This window comes from Agromyces sp. NPDC058126, assembly GCF_042884595.1.
In the GTDB taxonomy this organism is placed as follows: Bacteria; Actinomycetota; Actinomycetes; order Actinomycetales; family Microbacteriaceae; genus Agromyces.
Genome location: NZ_JBHVTS010000001.1, coordinates 408440 through 423900, shown reverse-complemented (window position 1 = coordinate 423900; position 15461 = coordinate 408440). Strand labels below are relative to the sequence as shown.

18 protein-coding genes are annotated in these 15461 nt (G+C 72.5%); 10 read left to right on the top strand and 8 right to left on the bottom strand.

Annotated elements, in window-relative coordinates:
• Positions 1-45: 45 nt before the first annotated feature.
• On the bottom strand, positions 46-813 hold the full coding sequence (locus tag ACFVTR_RS01950) for an SDR family oxidoreductase (protein ID WP_387034347.1): 768 nt from the start codon (positions 811-813) through the stop codon (positions 46-48).
• Between the two features lie 130 nt (positions 814-943).
• On the opposite strand from ACFVTR_RS01950, the gene sigJ reads away from it, so the two are divergent.
• Positions 944-1870, top strand: a complete 927-nt coding sequence (gene sigJ, locus ACFVTR_RS01945; RefSeq protein WP_387034346.1) for an RNA polymerase sigma factor SigJ — start codon at positions 944-946, stop codon at positions 1868-1870.
• 44 nt (positions 1871-1914) lie between these two features.
• On the opposite strand, the gene ACFVTR_RS01940 is transcribed toward sigJ, so the two are convergent.
• Positions 1915-3138, bottom strand: coding sequence for a serine hydrolase domain-containing protein (locus ACFVTR_RS01940; RefSeq protein ID WP_387034345.1), 1224 nt, complete (start codon positions 3136-3138; stop codon positions 1915-1917).
• Positions 3139-3146: 8 nt separating this feature from the next.
• A complete protein-coding gene (locus ACFVTR_RS01935) occupies positions 3147-4658 on the bottom strand; it encodes a purine-cytosine permease family protein (RefSeq protein WP_387034344.1) in 1512 nt (503 codons plus the stop codon).
• A 114-nt stretch (positions 4659-4772) separates the two neighbouring features.
• Between ACFVTR_RS01935 and ACFVTR_RS01930 the strand changes: the two genes are divergently transcribed.
• Positions 4773-5411 (top strand): TetR/AcrR family transcriptional regulator, encoded by a 639-nt coding sequence (locus tag ACFVTR_RS01930; protein WP_387034343.1) that lies wholly within the window; start codon positions 4773-4775, stop codon positions 5409-5411.
• Positions 5412-5457: 46 nt separating this feature from the next.
• Complete coding sequence (locus ACFVTR_RS01925) at positions 5458-5748, top strand: DUF1905 domain-containing protein (protein ID WP_387034342.1); 291 nt, start codon at positions 5458-5460, stop codon at positions 5746-5748.
• A gap of 20 nt (positions 5749-5768) precedes the next feature.
• On the opposite strand, the gene ACFVTR_RS01920 is transcribed toward ACFVTR_RS01925, so the two are convergent.
• Positions 5769-6161 (bottom strand): PLDc N-terminal domain-containing protein, encoded by a 393-nt coding sequence (locus ACFVTR_RS01920; RefSeq protein WP_387034341.1) that lies wholly within the window; start codon positions 6159-6161, stop codon positions 5769-5771.
• 52 nt (positions 6162-6213) lie between these two features.
• The gene (locus tag ACFVTR_RS01915) at positions 6214-6804 is read right to left on the bottom strand and encodes a helix-turn-helix domain-containing protein (RefSeq protein WP_387034340.1); all 591 of its coding nucleotides are present in this window, start codon (positions 6802-6804) and stop codon (positions 6214-6216) included.
• A gap of 66 nt (positions 6805-6870) precedes the next feature.
• Here ACFVTR_RS01915 and ACFVTR_RS01910 point away from each other — a divergent pair, with 66 nt between their 5' ends.
• From ACFVTR_RS01910 to ACFVTR_RS01900, 3 genes are all read left to right on the top strand, one after another.
• Positions 6871-7815, top strand: a complete 945-nt coding sequence (locus tag ACFVTR_RS01910) for an NAD(P)/FAD-dependent oxidoreductase (protein ID WP_387034339.1) — start codon at positions 6871-6873, stop codon at positions 7813-7815.
• A 52-nt stretch (positions 7816-7867) separates the two neighbouring features.
• On the top strand, positions 7868-8572 hold the full coding sequence (locus ACFVTR_RS01905) for an endonuclease/exonuclease/phosphatase family protein (protein ID WP_376941347.1): 705 nt from the start codon (positions 7868-7870) through the stop codon (positions 8570-8572).
• Positions 8573-8671: 99 nt separating this feature from the next.
• Entirely contained in the window at positions 8672-9445 is a 774-nt protein-coding gene (locus tag ACFVTR_RS01900; RefSeq protein ID WP_387034338.1) for a DUF2306 domain-containing protein, read from the top strand.
• Between the two features lie 34 nt (positions 9446-9479).
• Here the strand turns inward: ACFVTR_RS01900 and ACFVTR_RS01895 are convergent, their stop codons facing one another.
• Both ACFVTR_RS01895 and ACFVTR_RS01890 read right to left on the bottom strand, forming a co-directional pair.
• A complete protein-coding gene (locus ACFVTR_RS01895; protein ID WP_387034337.1) occupies positions 9480-10073 on the bottom strand; it encodes a hypothetical protein in 594 nt (197 codons plus the stop codon).
• Positions 10074-10181: 108 nt separating this feature from the next.
• Positions 10182-10625: a hypothetical protein gene (locus ACFVTR_RS01890; protein WP_387034336.1), complete on the bottom strand. Its 444-nt coding sequence runs from the start codon at positions 10623-10625 to the stop codon at positions 10182-10184.
• 81 nt (positions 10626-10706) lie between these two features.
• Between ACFVTR_RS01890 and ACFVTR_RS01885 the strand changes: the two genes are divergently transcribed.
• The 3 genes from ACFVTR_RS01885 to ACFVTR_RS01875 all read left to right on the top strand — a co-directional run bounded on the left by ACFVTR_RS01885 (position 10707) and on the right by ACFVTR_RS01875 (position 11798).
• Positions 10707-11111 (top strand): hypothetical protein, encoded by a 405-nt coding sequence (locus tag ACFVTR_RS01885; protein WP_387034335.1) that lies wholly within the window; start codon positions 10707-10709, stop codon positions 11109-11111.
• A 115-nt stretch (positions 11112-11226) separates the two neighbouring features.
• Positions 11227-11508 carry an antibiotic biosynthesis monooxygenase gene (locus ACFVTR_RS01880; protein WP_387034334.1) on the top strand — a complete coding sequence of 94 codons (282 nt, stop codon included), beginning with the start codon at positions 11227-11229 and terminating at the stop codon, positions 11506-11508.
• Positions 11509-11561: 53 nt separating this feature from the next.
• Positions 11562-11798 carry a hypothetical protein gene (locus ACFVTR_RS01875; RefSeq protein WP_387034333.1) on the top strand — a complete coding sequence of 79 codons (237 nt, stop codon included), beginning with the start codon at positions 11562-11564 and terminating at the stop codon, positions 11796-11798.
• Between the two features lie 156 nt (positions 11799-11954).
• Here ACFVTR_RS01875 and ACFVTR_RS01870 read toward each other — a convergent pair whose 3' ends face one another.
• Complete coding sequence (locus ACFVTR_RS01870) at positions 11955-14546, bottom strand: lamin tail domain-containing protein (RefSeq protein WP_387034332.1); 2592 nt, start codon at positions 14544-14546, stop codon at positions 11955-11957.
• A 203-nt stretch (positions 14547-14749) separates the two neighbouring features.
• Between ACFVTR_RS01870 and ACFVTR_RS01865 the strand changes: the two genes are divergently transcribed.
• Entirely contained in the window at positions 14750-15460 is a 711-nt protein-coding gene (locus ACFVTR_RS01865; RefSeq protein ID WP_387034331.1) for a DUF2306 domain-containing protein, read from the top strand.
• Position 15461 lies beyond the last annotated feature (1 nt).

Here is a 15461-nt window from a genome sequence, read left to right as displayed (position 1 = left end):
GGCTCCTTCGGGGCGCCCGACGCCTTCGGGACGCGCCCACCCACCCTAGCGAGGCGGGGCGGCTCCTCGGCGCGGTGCCGAGGCGAGCCACTCGTCGAAGCTCTGGCGCCCGAGCCTCGCGTGGGGCCCGGGCAGCACGGCGCCGTGGCGCATCTCGCGCATCCCCTTCATCGGCAGCGCGATCGAGAGCACGGGCCCGCGCCGTCCCTCCGCGCGGGCCAGGCGGCGGACCATCTCCGAGAGCTGCTCCTCGCGCGGGCCCGCGAGCTCGCCCGCACGGCCGGCGGCCGGATGCTCGGCGAGCTCGACGAGACGTTCGCCGACCTCCCGCGCGGCGACCGGCTGCGTGCGCATCCGCGGCGCCAGCTGCACCCCGGCGACCCGCATCCGCCCGGCCATCTGCCCCGCGAACTCGTGGAACTGGGTCGCCCGCAGGATGGTCCACGGCACCTGCCCCTGCTCGACGACCCGCTCCTGGGCGAGCTTCGCCTCGTAGTAGGCGTACGGCACCTCGTCGATGCCGACGATCGAGAGCAGCACGTGGTGCCCCACCCCTGCCCGAGCCTCGGCCGCGAGCAGGGTGAGCGAGCTCGTGGTGAAGAACCGCTCGGCCGTCTCACGGTCGATCGACATGATGTTGGCCGTGTCGACGACGGCGTCGACCCCCGCGAGCGCCTCGGCCAGCCCCTCGCCCGAGATCAGGTCGACCCCGGCCGAGCGGGCCAGGACGACGACCTCGTGGCCGCGTTCGCGGGCGACGTCCACCACGTGACGTCCGACGGTTCCGGTGCCTCCGGCGACGGCGATCCTCACAGTGCTGCTCCTCTCCTCGGGTGCGGCGGGGTGCCGCAGGCGGGGCATCCGATCGCCCCTCACCATGACGACGACGCAGCCCGCCGGAATGTGACGCGGCGGTGGGAGCGCGGGATGAGAGGCTTGGCGCATGACCCGCGACGACACTGCGGAAGCGGCCGCCCTCGAGGCCGAGCGCCCGAGGCTGCTCGGGCTCGGCTACCGCCTGCTCGGCACGGTCGCCGATGCGGAGGACGCCGTCCAGGACGGGTATGCGCGCTGGTATCGGATGCCTCCGGCCGAGCGCGACGCGATCGAGAACCCCGGGGCGTGGCTGATGCGGGTCACGAGCCGGATCTGCCTCGACCTGCTCGGCTCCGCGCGGGCCCGACGCGAGTCGTACGTCGGCGAGTGGCTGCCCGAACCGTTGCCGACCGCCGACGTCGCCCGTTTCGCGGTGCGCGCCGCCGACGACCCGCTCGACCGCGCGATGCTCGACGAGTCGGTGTCGACGGCCCTCCTCGTCGTGCTCGAGGCGCTCACCCCGGCCGAACGGGTCGCCTTCGTGCTGCACGAGGTGTTCGCGGTGCCGTTCGGCGAGATCGCCGAGATCCTGGGTCGCTCGCCCGAGGCGTGCCGTCGGCTCGCCTCCTCGGCCCGGCGCCACGTGCGCGAGGGTCGTGCCGGCGCCGTCAGCCGCGAGCGCCACGACGAGGTCGTGCGCGCCTTCGTCGCGGCGGCGGGCAGCGGCCGGCTCGAGGCGCTGGTGGCGCTCCTCGCCCCCGAGGTCGTTCTCGTCGCCGACGGCGGCGGCCTCGCCTCGGCGGCACGTCGTCCGGTGCTCGGACCCGACCACGTCGCCCGCTACGTCGCCGGCATCCTCGAGCGTCGCGGCCCCGCGCTCGAGTGGGCGGTGCACGAGACCGCCGACGGGCTCGTGCTCGTGTTCGGCGAACGCGGCATCGTCGACTCGGTCGCATCCGTCGAGGTCCGCGACGACCGCATCGCGCAGGTCTGGATCATGCGGAACCCCGGGAAGCTGCAGCGCTGGAACCCGTCCGCGACAGACGCGGGGTGAGCGGGCGCCGATCGCTGGCCGCGGCGGGGTGCCGTTGATCCCGATCAGCCCACGGTGTCGAGCGCCTCGCTCACGTCGAGGAGCAGGGCGCTCTGCAGTGCGTTCCACTCGGCGGTGTCGGGGTCGGGCCAGGTCGAGAGCTTGACGATCACCGAGTCGGTCCGGGGGTCGAGCCAGAGGTTCTGACCGTGGATGCCGATGCCGCTCACGTTGCCGCGCGCGTTGCCCATGCACCACCATTGCGCCGTGTACGAGCCGCCGGGGAACGCGCCGGTGAATCCCTCCGAGGTCATCGCCCCCGGGTCGCCGCCGGTGAGGATCGCGCGCGCCCACTCCTCGGAGACGACGCGCCCGCCGGATGCGACCCCGCCGTCGAGCACGAGGCGCCCCACCCGCGCGAGATCGCGGGCGGTGCACGAGATGCCGCCGTTCGCGAAGCCGAACCCCGCGCGGTCGACCGTGATCGTCGCGTCGCGGTCGGCGTCGAGCTTCGACCACACGAGGTCGGCGACGACCTCGTGGTAGCGCGAGCCGGTGACCCGCTCGATGATCCACGCGAGCACGTCGGTGTTCGCCGAGCAGTACTGGAACTCGCCCACCGCCCCGCTGCCGCGGAGCGTCGTGAGGAACGCGTAGGTGTCGACCGGGTCGCCGTCGCGCCGTCGTCGCCACCCGGCCGCACGGTCGTGCGTCTGCACCTCGGCGGCCGGGTTCACGTAGTCCTCGTCGTAGTCGATCGCGACCTGCATGTCGAGGACGTGACGCACGGTCGGGCCGTCGTAGACCGATCCGGCGAGTTCGGGCACGTAGTCGGTGACGGGGCGCGCCGGGTCGATGCGGCCGGCGTCGACGAGCGCGCCGACGGTGAGGCCGCAGATCGACTTCGACACGCTCATGAGCAGGTGGCGCTGGTCGGGCGCGAACCCGGTCTTGAAGTACTCGGCGACGACCTCGCCGCCGCGCAGCACCAGGAACGCATCGGTGAAGGTGGCCTCGAGCCGGCGTTCGAGGTCGGGCAGCGCCGTCGCGAACGCGTCGAGCCGCACGGTCGCGGCGACGGCTGCCGCGGCGCGCGCGGCCGTCGGGATGCGCGAGATCGTCGCGGTCGGCACGAGCTCGGCGAGGTCGCCGAAGGCCCAGCGGTTGCCCGGCGCCTCCTGCCAGGTGTCGAGGTCGGGCACGCCCGCGGGCGCGCCCGGGTAGCGGGGCGGGTGCGGGCCGGTCGCGGTCGGGTCGTGCGGGTCGATGGGGAGGGCCGCGTCGCTCATGTCCGCCATCATGCCGCGGACTCGGTCGACGAAGCGGCGGGGCTCGCGGTCTCCGCGGCCGGCGCTCCCTGCGTCGCCGACTCGGCGCCCGCGTCGTCGAACCGGCCGAACCCGGCCTTCGAGAGCCCGAGGTAGACGAGGGCGGAGACCGTCATGCCGACCGGCACCGACAGGTCGACCCAGCCCAGCAGCTCGGCGATCGGGCCGGTCCAGACGTCGGTCGAGAGGCAGAGCGCGGTCGCGATGCCGCCCGTGACGACGGCCGTCATGCCCGGGATGCTCCACCCGCCCGCGTACCAGTACTTGCCGCCGCGTCGCTCGTCGAACAGGTCGATCGCGTCGTACCCGTTGCGGCGCAGGATGATGTCGGTCGCGAAGATCGCCATGGCGGGGCCCGAGACGATCACGAGGAACTGCAGCATGAGGTTGACCGCGTCGAGCAGGCTCGTCGACATCACGAGGTAGAGCGTGAGCGCCGTCCCGATGACGCCCACGACGATCGCCGAGGGGATGCGACGGATCGGCACTCCGACCGACTGCAGCGCCATGCTCGAGGTGTACGTCGTCATGCCGTTGAGGGCGATCGTGTTGACGACGACGCCGAGCACGAGCAGCGGCCCGAGCCAGCTCGGCAGGAGGCCGAGGATCGCCGACTCGATGCCCGCGTCGATCGCAGCGGCGCTGAGCCCGGTCGCGATGAGCGCACCGACGACCGTGAAGAAGATGCCGGGCAGCGCGCCGCCGAGCGCGGTGGCCGCGATGATGTGCGACGGCTTGGTCTCGCGCGGCAGGTAGCGGGCGATGTCGGGGCTGTTGATGTACGAGAGCGGCGTCGAGGCGAGGATCGTGAACCCGATCGTCACGGCCGACCAGAGGGGCACGCCGGTGAGGGGCACTGGGGCCTGGTAGCTCCAGTCGACGGTCGGCAGCGCGAACACGGTCACGGCGAGGAAGATCACGAGGAGGCCGGCCGAGATCGCGGTGTAGCTGCGGATGATGAGCGCGTGGCCGTAGACGGCGACGAGCACGGTGATCGCGGAGACGACGAGGGTCACGATCACGGGACCGAGGACGGGGTCGTCGAATCCCCACTGTGCGAGGAGATCGGCGCCCATGAACGACGACGCGAGCCAGTTCAGCGCGAGGAACACTGCCGAGATGAACCATCCGGTGAAGGCGATGATGACCTTGTTGCCGATGACGCCGTAGATGGCCCGGCTGATGACCGATCCCGAGGTGCCCGCCGCCGGGCCGGCGATCGCGATGAGGCCAGGGAAGACCCAGAGCAGGTTCGCGGCGACGATGACGGCGACGGCCTGCCAGATCTCGAGGCCGAGCAGGATCATGGTCGCGCCGATCGTGAAGTTCAGCACGCTCACGTTGGGCGCGGCCCACACGCCGAAGAGGTCTCGGGCTCGGCCGTGGCGCTCGCTCGCGCTCACGTACTCGATGCCTCGGGTCTCGGGTTGGGTGGGTGCGTCGACGAAGTCCTGCGACGCTGCGGGAGTCTGGGATGACACGGGGGATCCTCTCGGCGGGCCCGAGGCGGCGTCGGCCCGGCTCAGCCGGTGCGACGCTGCTATTGGTCACTCGACCAATGGGCTATTGGTCGCTCATCCAATAACATGAACGGCATGATGTCAAGCGCGCCCGCGACCCGAGCCCGCAAGCTGCCCGCCGAGCGACGGGCGGAGATCGTGCGGGCCGCCGCGGCCATCGCCCTGGAGGGCGGCCTCGAGAAGATCACGCTGCGCGCCGTCGCCGACCTGCTGGGAGTCCGGCCCGGGCTCATCAGCCACTACTTCCCGGTCGCCGAGGACCTCGTGATCGCCGCGTTCGTGCACGCCGTCTCCGACGAGCGCGAGGCGCTCGTGCCCGAGGGCGGCGAGCCGCTCGAGCGGATGGCACGCCTCGTCTCGCGGGTCGAGAGCTCCGACGCGCGGGCGATCTCGCGTCTCTGGCTCAACGCGCGCCACCTCAGCCGGTTCAGCCCCGCGCTCGATGCGGCGCTCGAGGAGCAGGAGTCGTTCGACCGCGACCGGCTCACCGCGCTCATCGACGACGGCATCGCGGCCGGCGTGTTCGCACCCGCCGACGTCTTCACCGCGACCGTGCGCATCTTCATCGCGATCGACGGCTTCGGCGCCTACGCGAACAACACCGGCGCGTTCGCCTCCGACGCCTACTGGCGCTTCGTCACCGACGCCGCCGAGTGGGCGCTCGGCCTCGAGGCGGGTCGGCTCCGCGACGAGATCGACGCGCTCGGCCACTGAGTCGACCGGTCGGCCGAGCGGGTGCGGCCCGTCGTATCCTGAGCCGATGGAGCTCGCATTCAGCGGTGAACTGTGGTTCTGGCGCGGGCCGGCGCCGTGGCACTTCGTCTCGGTGCCCGACGCGGAGTGCGAGGCCATCGCGCAGGTGGCGCCGCTCGTCAGCTACGGCTGGGGCATGGTGCCGGCCACCGTGCGGATCGGCCGCAGCGAATGGCCGACCGCGCTGTGGCCGAAGGACGGCGGGTACATCGTGCCGGTGAAGACCTGGGTGCGCGCGGCCGAGTTGCTCGAGATCGGCGACACCGTCGAGCTGCGTCTCGACCTCGGCACGGTCTGAGCCGCAACGTCGCCCGACGTCTACTCGGCCGCTCCCGGCCCGAGCTCCCGCCTGCGCCGCTCGAGCTCGGCGCGCTTCTCGTAGTACTCGATCTCGCGGTCGAGGTCGGCGAGCTGCTCCTCGGTCGAGCGCGCGTCGCCGGGGCCGCTCGGCGGCATGACCGTCTGCGGGCCGGCGGGCGCGGCCGGCGCGGCCTCGCCACGTGCCGTGGCGGCACCCCCGCGCTGGCCCGCCGACGAACGCTCGCGACCCAGCACGAACCACAGCACGGTCCCGATGAGCGGCAGCAGCACGACGAGGAGGATCCAGCCGAACTTCGGCAGGTGCTTCACGTCCGACTCGTCGCGCATGATGATGTCGACCAACGCGTACACCAGGGCTGCGAGCGTCAGGATGGTGAGCACGAACCCCATGGGCGTCAGCCTAGAGCCGGACGGTCACCCCGGGGGAATCGCGCGCGGACGATCAGCGGCTCGCGCGGATGTGGACCCGCTCGCCCTGTGCGCTCAGCAGGTTCAGCACCTCGGCGGGCTCGAGCGACGCGCTCGCGGTGCCGTGCGGCACCCGCGTGTCGAACTCGGCCGCCTCGCCCGCGTCGAGCACGATCTCGTCGTTTCCGAGCGCGAGACGCACGCGCCCGCTCAGCACGTAGATCCAGTCGTACCCCTCGTGCGCGCGCTGCTCGACCGGCACCTCGGGCGGATGCCCGGGCAGCACCATCTTGAACGCGTGCACGTCGGGGTTGCTGCGGGTGAGCGGGATGATCGCCTTGCCGTCGCGGTAGAAGGGTTTCGGGTGCACCCTGGGGTCGGCGATCTGCGGGGCGCCGACGAGATCGTCGAGGCTCGCCCGGTACACCGCGGCGAGCCGGATCAGCAGGTCGAGCGTCGGACGCCGACCGCCCGACTCGAGCCTCGAGAGCGTGCTCGCCGAGATGCCGGTCTCCTCGGAGAGCTCGGCGAGCGTGAGGCCTCGACGGGTGCGGAGGGCTCGCAGTCGCGGAGCGACGCCGTCGAGCATGCGGTCGAGCGATGGTGCGTCGGGGTCGTCGGGCACGGGGCATCCTTTGCTGATTCGGCAAACTCGCTTGCCGTTCCATCATGACACCTCCAGGATCGGAACATGCAGCAGACCACCTGGGACGTCATCATCATCGGCGGCGGCAGTGCCGGACTCAGCGCCGCGCTCATGCTCGGCCGTTCCCGACGGCGAGTCCTCGTGCTCGACGAGGGCCTGCCGCGCAACCGGTTCGCCGGCCACATGCACGGCGTGCTCGGCCGCGATCACACCTCGCCGCTCGCCCTCCTCGCCGACGGGCGCGCCGAGCTCGAGCGCTACGACGGCGTGGACGTGCAGCGCGGAGTCGCGGTCGCCGCGCACGGCTCGGCGCCCGCCTTCACGCTCGAGCTCGCCGACGGCGCACCCCTGCACGCCAGGCGCCTCCTCGTGGCGAGCGGCCTGCGGGACGCCCTGCCCTCCATTCCCGGCCTCGCCGAGCAGTGGGGCCGCGGCGCGTTCGTCTGCCCCTACTGCGACGGATGGGAGGCGCGCGACCGGCGCATCGCCGTGCTCGCCGCGAGCGCCGCGCAGGTGCACCAGGCGCAGCTCATGCGCCAGCTCTCCGACCACGTCACGGTCTTCGCGCACGGCGCCGAGCTGCCCGACGAGGCGCGCGCCGGCCTCCTCGCGCGCGGCATCGGCGTCGAGGACCGCCCCGTCGAGGCGGTCGTCGCCGACGAGCGTGGCGTGCTCCGGGGCATCCGTCTCGATGACGGCACCGAGATCGCGAGCGACGCGATCTTCGCCGGCCCGGCGCCCGAACCGAACGACCCGGTGCTGCGCGAGCTCGGCGCCGAACGCACCGCGCACCCGATGGGCGGCGAGTTCGTCGCGGTCGACGCGATGGGTCGCACGAGCGTGCCGGGCGTCTGGGCGGCGGGCAACGTCACCGACCCGCGCTCCTCGGTCCCGTTCGCGATGGCCGCGGGCAGCATGGCGGGTGCGGCGGTCAACGCCGATCTCGTCGACGAGGAGGTGCGTGCGGCGCTCGCCGCGAGCGCGGCATGACCCGTCACGTCATCCACGGCTCACGTTCACCCTGAACGCCTAGGCTGAGGTGATGCTGGTCATCAGCTACAACCTCCGCAAGCACCGCGCGATCACCGAACTCGCGGCGCTCGATGAGCGCTACTCTCCCGACGTCCTCTGCCTGCAGGAGTGCGACACCACCGACCTCGCCGAGGAGGTCGGGCGGCTGCGGCTCGCGCACTCGACGACCGGCAACCGGCTCGGGCTCGCCCTCTACTTCCGGCCCGACCGGTTCACACCGCGGGACATCCGCGCCTTCGCCCTCAAGAAGTCCCTGCACGACCGGGTCCTGCGCCCGGCGCACGAACGCCTGCTCGGCGCGCGGCTCATCGACCTGCAGCACGACCGCGAGGTGATCGTCGCCTCGTTCCATGCGGCGCCCCTCACCGCGCTCAACTCGCTGCGACGGCACCAGATCCACTCGGCGCTCGGCTCGCTGCAGCTGATGGGCCCGCACCTGCCGACCCTCATGGTGGGCGATTACAACTACCCGGTCTTCAAAGACAATCTGGCCGAGAAGGTGCGCGACGCGGGCTACGAGCTCACCCTCAGCGACAGCCGCACGTACACGCGGTACAAGTACTTCCGCGGCCACTTCGACTTCGCGACCTCGGCCGACTTCGAGATCCGCCGCGTCGAGACGCTGCCGCGCGGGTCGAGCGACCACCTGCCGATCCTCATCGACGCGCAGTACGTCGGCACGCGCGCCGACGACGAGATCGACGTCGTCATCTGAGGCACGGGCGGAACGTGCGCCGCCACCGCCGCTGACCCCCGCATCGATCCGGGGGTTCACCCGATAACCGCACCACGGCGACGCTCGTAGCGTGCGGCCATGGCCTCCCTCACCGACACCAGCACAGCCACCGGCACCGCCGCGCCGCCGCCGTCGCTCCCGCCCGCCTCGGCCCGCCGCCGCCTCGCCGCGACCCGCATCGCGTGGACCTGGGTGCTCCTCTCCTCCCTCGGCATCGCCGCCTTCGCCGTCGTGCCGTACCTCACGGCCTCGCTCCGGACCCTCGCCGAGACGCCGTCCGGCGGCCTCGCCGGCAACTACGCCGAGCAGCCGTGGCCGGTGCAGCTCGCGTTCTACGCGCACATCCTTGCGGGCGGGGTCGCCCTCGTCGTCGGCCCGCTGCAGTTCTGGACGGGCCTGCGCACGAGGCATCCGCGCGTGCACCGCTGGACCGGCCGTTCGTACCTCGTCGCCGTCGGCGTGGCGGGCGTCGCCGGCCTCGTGATCGCCCCGGTGAACGACGCCGGACTCGTGGGGCTCTTCGGCTTCGGCGCACTCGCCGTGCTGTGGCTCGTCACCGGCTGGCTCGGGTATCGCGCGATCAGGCGGCGGGATGTCGCGAGCCACCGCGCCTGGATGATGCGCAACTTCGCCCTCACGTATGCGGCCGTGACGCTCCGCATCTGGCTGCCGCTCCTCCTCCTCGCGCAGCTGCCGTTCATGACCGGGGCGTTCGACTTCGACGCCGTGTTCGCGAACGCCTATGCCGCGGTGCCGTTCCTCTGCTGGGTGCCGAACCTCGTCGTCGCCGAGTGGCTCATCGCCCGCCGCGGGCTGCCGACGTTCCTGCACGCGACGGCCCTCGCCCGCTGACGGCCGATCGCTGCTCGCGCTCCGGCTTACGACGTCAGCCGGCGATCGCGATGCCCACGCAGACGAGCCCGAGGAACAGGTCGAGCCCCATGCACCACAGTGCGAGCGAGCGGCCGACGACGGCGTTGCGGCGGTAGTGCACGACGTCCCAGCCGGCATGTGCGGCGAGCGCGAGGCCCGCGAGTGCGAGGCCGAGGCGCGGGTCGAGCGCGAGCGCCGCGACGGCGACCCCGAAGAAGCCGACCATCGCGAGCGCCTGGGGCGTGGTCGCCCGGGGCCGCCTGACGAGCCCGACGACGAGCAGCACGACCCCCGTGACAGCGAGCACCGCCCACCGCGGCAGGTCGAGCAGCTCGGCGGCGAAGACCAGCAGGGTGCCGACCCCGACGACGAGCCACGCGACCCAGCGCCGGCCGGTGACCGCCGCCGCGAGATAGCAGAGCGTGGCGATGCCGAGCGCGGTCATGGGCACGGCGGTGCCGAGCGCGTCGGGGTAGCCGCTGAACAGCAGCCCGAACCCGCTCGCGACGCCGATGACGAGCGCGATGACGATGAACGGGATCGACGGCGGCGCGGTCGTGGCGGCGCCCTCGGTCGGGGCCGGGACCGTACGGTCGGTTCGGTTCATCGCTGCGCCTCCTTGCGTGAGCGTGGGATGCGACGTATCTATACCCCCTGTGGGTATAGCACATCGACGCTGCCGCCGCCACCCCTCGGCGAGCGTCGCGATCCCGGTTCAGCGCCCGAGCAAATCGTTGAGCCAGCCCGGCCCGACGACGAGCACGCCGGTGGCGAGCCTCGCACGCAGTCCGCGGTCCGCGGTCACGACGAGCGTCGGGCGATCGGATGCCTCGGAGCCGGCGATCTCGACGATGCTGCCGTCGCCGTCGGCCGGAGCGGCGACGACCGTGATGCCCTCGGGTCGCGCGGCCGCCTTCGCGGCGCCCTCGATCACGGCCACGAGCTCGACGATGCACAGCGCGGCGCCGTCGGGGCCGCGCACCTCGCGCCCCACGAGCGGCGGCAGTGCGGCGAGCATGCGGTTCGCGGCGCCGGCCCGGTCGCGCCACCACCCGTCGGGCCGCGAGCCCATCACGTTGGCGATATCGACGATCAGTCGAGTGCCGACCGCTGATCCGTTCACGCCCGCCGCCGTGCCTGCTCCGCCTCCGTCATCCATGCCCCGATCCTCCCCCATCGTCGAAGTTCCAGAGCAGGCAGGATCTGGCGGCGAGCACTTCTGTGCTGTCATCCTGACGAGATGATGCTGAGACTCGTACTCATGGCCGGGGCGATTGCGACGCTCTTGCTCGGATGCGGGGTCCCTGGGGCATCGAGTACGTCCGTGCAACGTGCCGGCGGTTCGATCATGGTCGCTGCCTCGACCGAACCCGAGGACGTCATGGAGGCCCTCGTCGTCGGTGAACTGACCCGCACACCGATGGGCTGTCTGGCGCTCGAGTCCGGGAGCGACACGCACATCCTCCAGTTCCCCTTCGGTACCACGCTGGCCGACGACGGTCGAAGCGTCGAAGTGCCCGGTCTGGGAGCCGTGGAGCTCGGCGATTCCATCAAGGGTGGTGGCGGGTACATCAAGCTGCCCGATGTGCCCCGAGAGTGCCGCACCGACGACGACTACGCCGTCTGGCAGACCGTCAACGAGTGATCTGCGCGCGCTGAGCTCTGAGCCCGATCGGGGCTGCCGGCGGCCGATACATCTCGGTCGGCGGCGGCAGCATCTGGGAGTTCCCACTTCGCGCGCAACGTGCTTGGCTGCAGGCATGACGTATGCCGTCGTCTCCGTGCATTCACCCAAGCCCGAGCATCGGGACGCGGTGCTCGACTCGATGCAGCGCTGCAGCCGAGTCGCCCGTGAACAGCCGGGGTTGGAGTGGACCGGCGTCGTGGACGACGGCAGCGGCCGTCTGGTGGGCATCGCGCTCTGGGAATCCGAAGACGCCGCAGAGGCCGCACGTCCCGCACTCATGGCGGAGGTCGGCAACGACCCGTTCGCGATCTGGGACGAACGCCCGATCGACGGGCTTCGCGGGGATGTTCGCTGACCCTGAGCGGGTTCCTCACTGCGCGTGTCACCGGGCCCGTGCACGATGATCCTGTGACGGACTCGCCGAAGCTCGAGGTCAGGGATCTACGGATTCTCGCGAGGCTCTGCGATGCAATGCGAGCGATGACGCTCTCCGGACGGATCGACCCGGACACGATATCCATGCTGCGGCGCAGGATCATGAGTGTCGAACCAAGCGATGACGGCGGCAGCGATGAAGCCGTGCTCGCCGCCCACCTCGAGCGAATCATCAGCCGACTCCGCGATGAGCTGGGTGCGGACTACTGAGACTGGCCCTCAGGTGGATCGATCATCGACACAGGTCTCGTGCTTCAGGCGCTGCTTCCACGAAGCGACTTGGAGCTGATCGAAGGACGCGGCCGGGCGCTCCGCGTGGAGTCGCCCGGCCGCGCGGCGTGCGGTGCGTGCGGTGGTGGGGTCGCCCTATTCGACCGTGGTCGCCCCGGCCCGGTGGCGCCGACGGGCCGCGATGAGGAGCGAGATGCCCACGCCCACGATGAGCACACCGAGCGGTGCGAGAGCGAGCAGCCCCGAGTCGACGCCCGTCTCGGCGAGGCCATCGGACACGGCCGGCCGCGAGCCGGCGCCGTCGGTCTGGCCGCCGTCACCGTCGCCCGTGCCGCCGTCCCCGTCACCGGGGCCGGGCTCCCCTCCCGGCTCCTCCCCCGCCGCGGCGGGCAGCGTGCCCGCACGGAGGGCGGCGGGCTGCTCGCCGTCGGCGAACCACCACACCGCTCGTTCGGCCACAGCGACCTCGGTGCCGGCGGCGCGCATTGCGGCACCCGGCACGGCGCTCGCTCCGAGCGCCGCGGGCATCGTCGCAAAGCCCTCATTGTTGAGGTTCGGCATGCCAGTGGGTCGGGCGAACAGGCTGATCTTCGGCTCGCCGCCGGTGAAGGCGATGCGGGCCGAGCGGCCCTCGCAGCCGTCGTCGCAGACGGCCCAGAGCTCGCCGATCACCGTGTCGTAGTCGAGCGCCATGACGCCGCCGAGCCCCGGGTCGATGGCCGCGACCTGCGCGACCGAGCCGTCGGTGCTGAGCGCGTACGCGTAGACGAAGCCGTTGTCCTCGACGGCGACGAAGAAGAGGCCGTCGCCGTGGCCGGGGTGGTCCGCCGGGTCGTACGGCGCCCCGGTGCCCTGGTCGACGAGCAGGCCGGCGAGCGCGGTGTCCGACACCCATTCGACGGCCTCGATGCCGGTGTTCGCGGCGACCTGCGGCAGCGAGGCGGTGAGGTCCCACTCCTGCGTCGCGACGACGTCGGGGCCGACGGCGTCGGGGTCGATGGCGAGCACGACGTTCTGGTTCACGCCCTTCTTCGAGTTGTCGCGCTCGGAGGCGAGGTAGACCCGCCCGTCGCCGTCGACCGTGATTCCCTCGGCATCGGGGCCGGCCGCGGCCGGGTTGCCGGCGTCGCGCTGGAACCTCGCCCGCTTGCCGTCGGCCCAGCCCTCGGCGAACGAGGCGGTGCCACCGGCCGAGACGTCGAGCTTCCAGAAGGTGCCGGTGCCGTTGTCGACGGCCCAGAGCACGGTGCCGTCCGCAGTCGCCTGCGCGTCGAGGCCCGAGGAGTCCTCGAGGAACATCGCGGTCTCGTCGAGCACGGTCACCTCGGGTGAGCCGGGCCAGGCCGCCGTCACGGGCTCGCCGGGTCCGCCGGGCTCGCCGGTGCCGTCGCCGCAGTTGGTCGCGCCCTTGGTCGCGGCCATGGCGTCGACGAAGTCGCCGGTGCCGTCGGGGCAGCGCGCCCAGGTGACGGCGGCGTGCTGGGTCCAGGCGTACTCGGCGACGGTGAGCCCGCTCGCGTTGCGCACGGTCGCGACGTCGGCACCGCCGAGTCCGAAGGCGAAGTGGCTGGCGCCGTCGAAGACGAAGAAGGCGCCCGGCGCGAGTACGGTGCCGGCCGCGACCGGGGTGACGTCGGCCGCGTGGCCGGCGGGGTCGCTGTCCATGAGGGTCCAGCCCGAGAGGTCGATCGGCGCATCGCCGGTGTTCACGACCTCGACCCAGTCGGTGGCGTCGCCGTTCGACTCGACCTCGTTGATCGCGAGCGCGGGCAGAACGCAGTCGTTCGCGGCGCCCGGCGTGACCCGGGCGAGGCCGAAGGCGCCCGTCGTGTCGGGGCAGCGCGCGTAGCTCGCGGCCGCCTCGTCGCCGTCGATGGCGGGATGCCCCGTCCACGAGGTCTCGTCGAGGAGCGTGCCGTCGGCGCCGAAGACGCGGATCGAGTCGGAGCCGCCGATGCCGATCGCGGCCTGGAGCGGCTGCGCAGCGCCGTTCACGTCGACGCCCTCGGTCTCGGCGTCGACGACGAGCCGCTCGCCCGCGGCGAGGCTCGCCCCGGCGGCGAAGAACCAGCGGTGGTCGTCGGAGTTGTCGCGGATCTCGACGCCCGAGAGGTCGACGGCCGCATCGCCCGGGTTGACGAGCTCGATCCAGTCGGCGGGGCCCGAGTCGACCTCGTTGAGCACGACGTCGCCGGCCACGGCGGGCGGCTCGCAGGTGTTCGGGGCGCCGAGGGTGAGCGCGGTGCCATGCGCCCACTCGCCGCCGTCGGCGCAGCGCGACCAGTCGGCGAGCGGCGCCGTGGGCTCGTAGGCGTACGAATCGACGTCGGCGCCTGCGGCGTCGACGAGGGTGACGGTGTCGCCCTTGCCGAGCCCGAACGGGAACCCGAGGGGCGAGCCGTCCTTCTCGAGCACGAGGAAGGCGCCCGCGGCGAGGCTCGTCCCGGCGGGGATGACCCCGGACTCCTCGCGCTTGTCGTCGAAGACCTGCCACCCCGAGACATCCACGCTCGAGGCCCCCGCGTTGAACAGTTCGATCGCGTCGACCGCCCCGGCGACGACGTCGTCGTAGACGATCTCGTTGACGACGACGCCGGCCTCGGCGGCGGTCGCGAGGCTCGGAGTCGCGGCGACTGCGAGCCCCGACGCCGCGACGGCGAGCGCGGCGAGCATCGCGGGCACACGGCGATGCGGAGAGGTGGGTGGGTTGGGGTGCTGCACGGGCATGCTGGCGCTCCTGACGCGGGCGGGTGCGGGGGTCGGAAGCCACTCGACCGGGCCGCGGTGACGCGGACCCGTCGCGCGGGTGAACGGGCGGTGTACCGCACCGGTCGACTCACGCCGTCGCCTCGGCGGATCGGCCGATCGGCCGAGGGCGGTCGAGCCCGTCGGCCGATGTGCGCGGCCCGCGCGGACACGAGCATCGAGGCATGACCGAATCACCTCGACGCCGCGAGTGGCTCGCTCCGGCGGGGCTCATCGCCCTCAGCCTCGTGCCGATCGCCGCGGGGGCGTTCCGGCTCACCCAGCTCACGGGCGGCGGGCCGGTGACCGCCGAGAACGCCCGGTTCTTCGACTCGCCGGTGCCGGTGGTCGTGCACATCGTCGCGTCGAGCGTGTTCCTCGTGCTCGGGGCGCTGCAGTTCGCACCGTCCCTCCGCCGCCGGCGCTGGCACCGGTTCGCCGGACGGGTCGTCGCCCCCGCGGGGCTGCTCTCGGCGATGTCGGCGCTCTGGATGACCCTCGCCTACCAGATGCCGGCGGTCAACGGCGTGGCGCTCATGGTGATGCGCCTCGGGTTCGGCACCGTGATGGCCGGCGCGATCGTGGTCGCCTTCCTCGCGATCCGCCGGGGCGACGTCGGCACCCATAGCGCCTGGATGACGCGGGCGTATGCGATCGGGCTCGGCGCGGGCACGCAGGTGTTCACCTTCCTGCCGTGGACCCTCGTGTTCGGCGCGCCGGGCGAGGCGATGCATGCGGTGCTGATGGGCGCCGGCTGGGTGATCAACCTCGTGGTCGCCGAGTTCGTGATCCGTCGCCGCGCGCGATCGGCTCGACGCCCGGCCGCGAGCCGGCTCCACCGCGGCGCCGCCCCCGCCTCCGCCCCTGCCCCGCCGGCGGGCGCAGACCTATCATGAG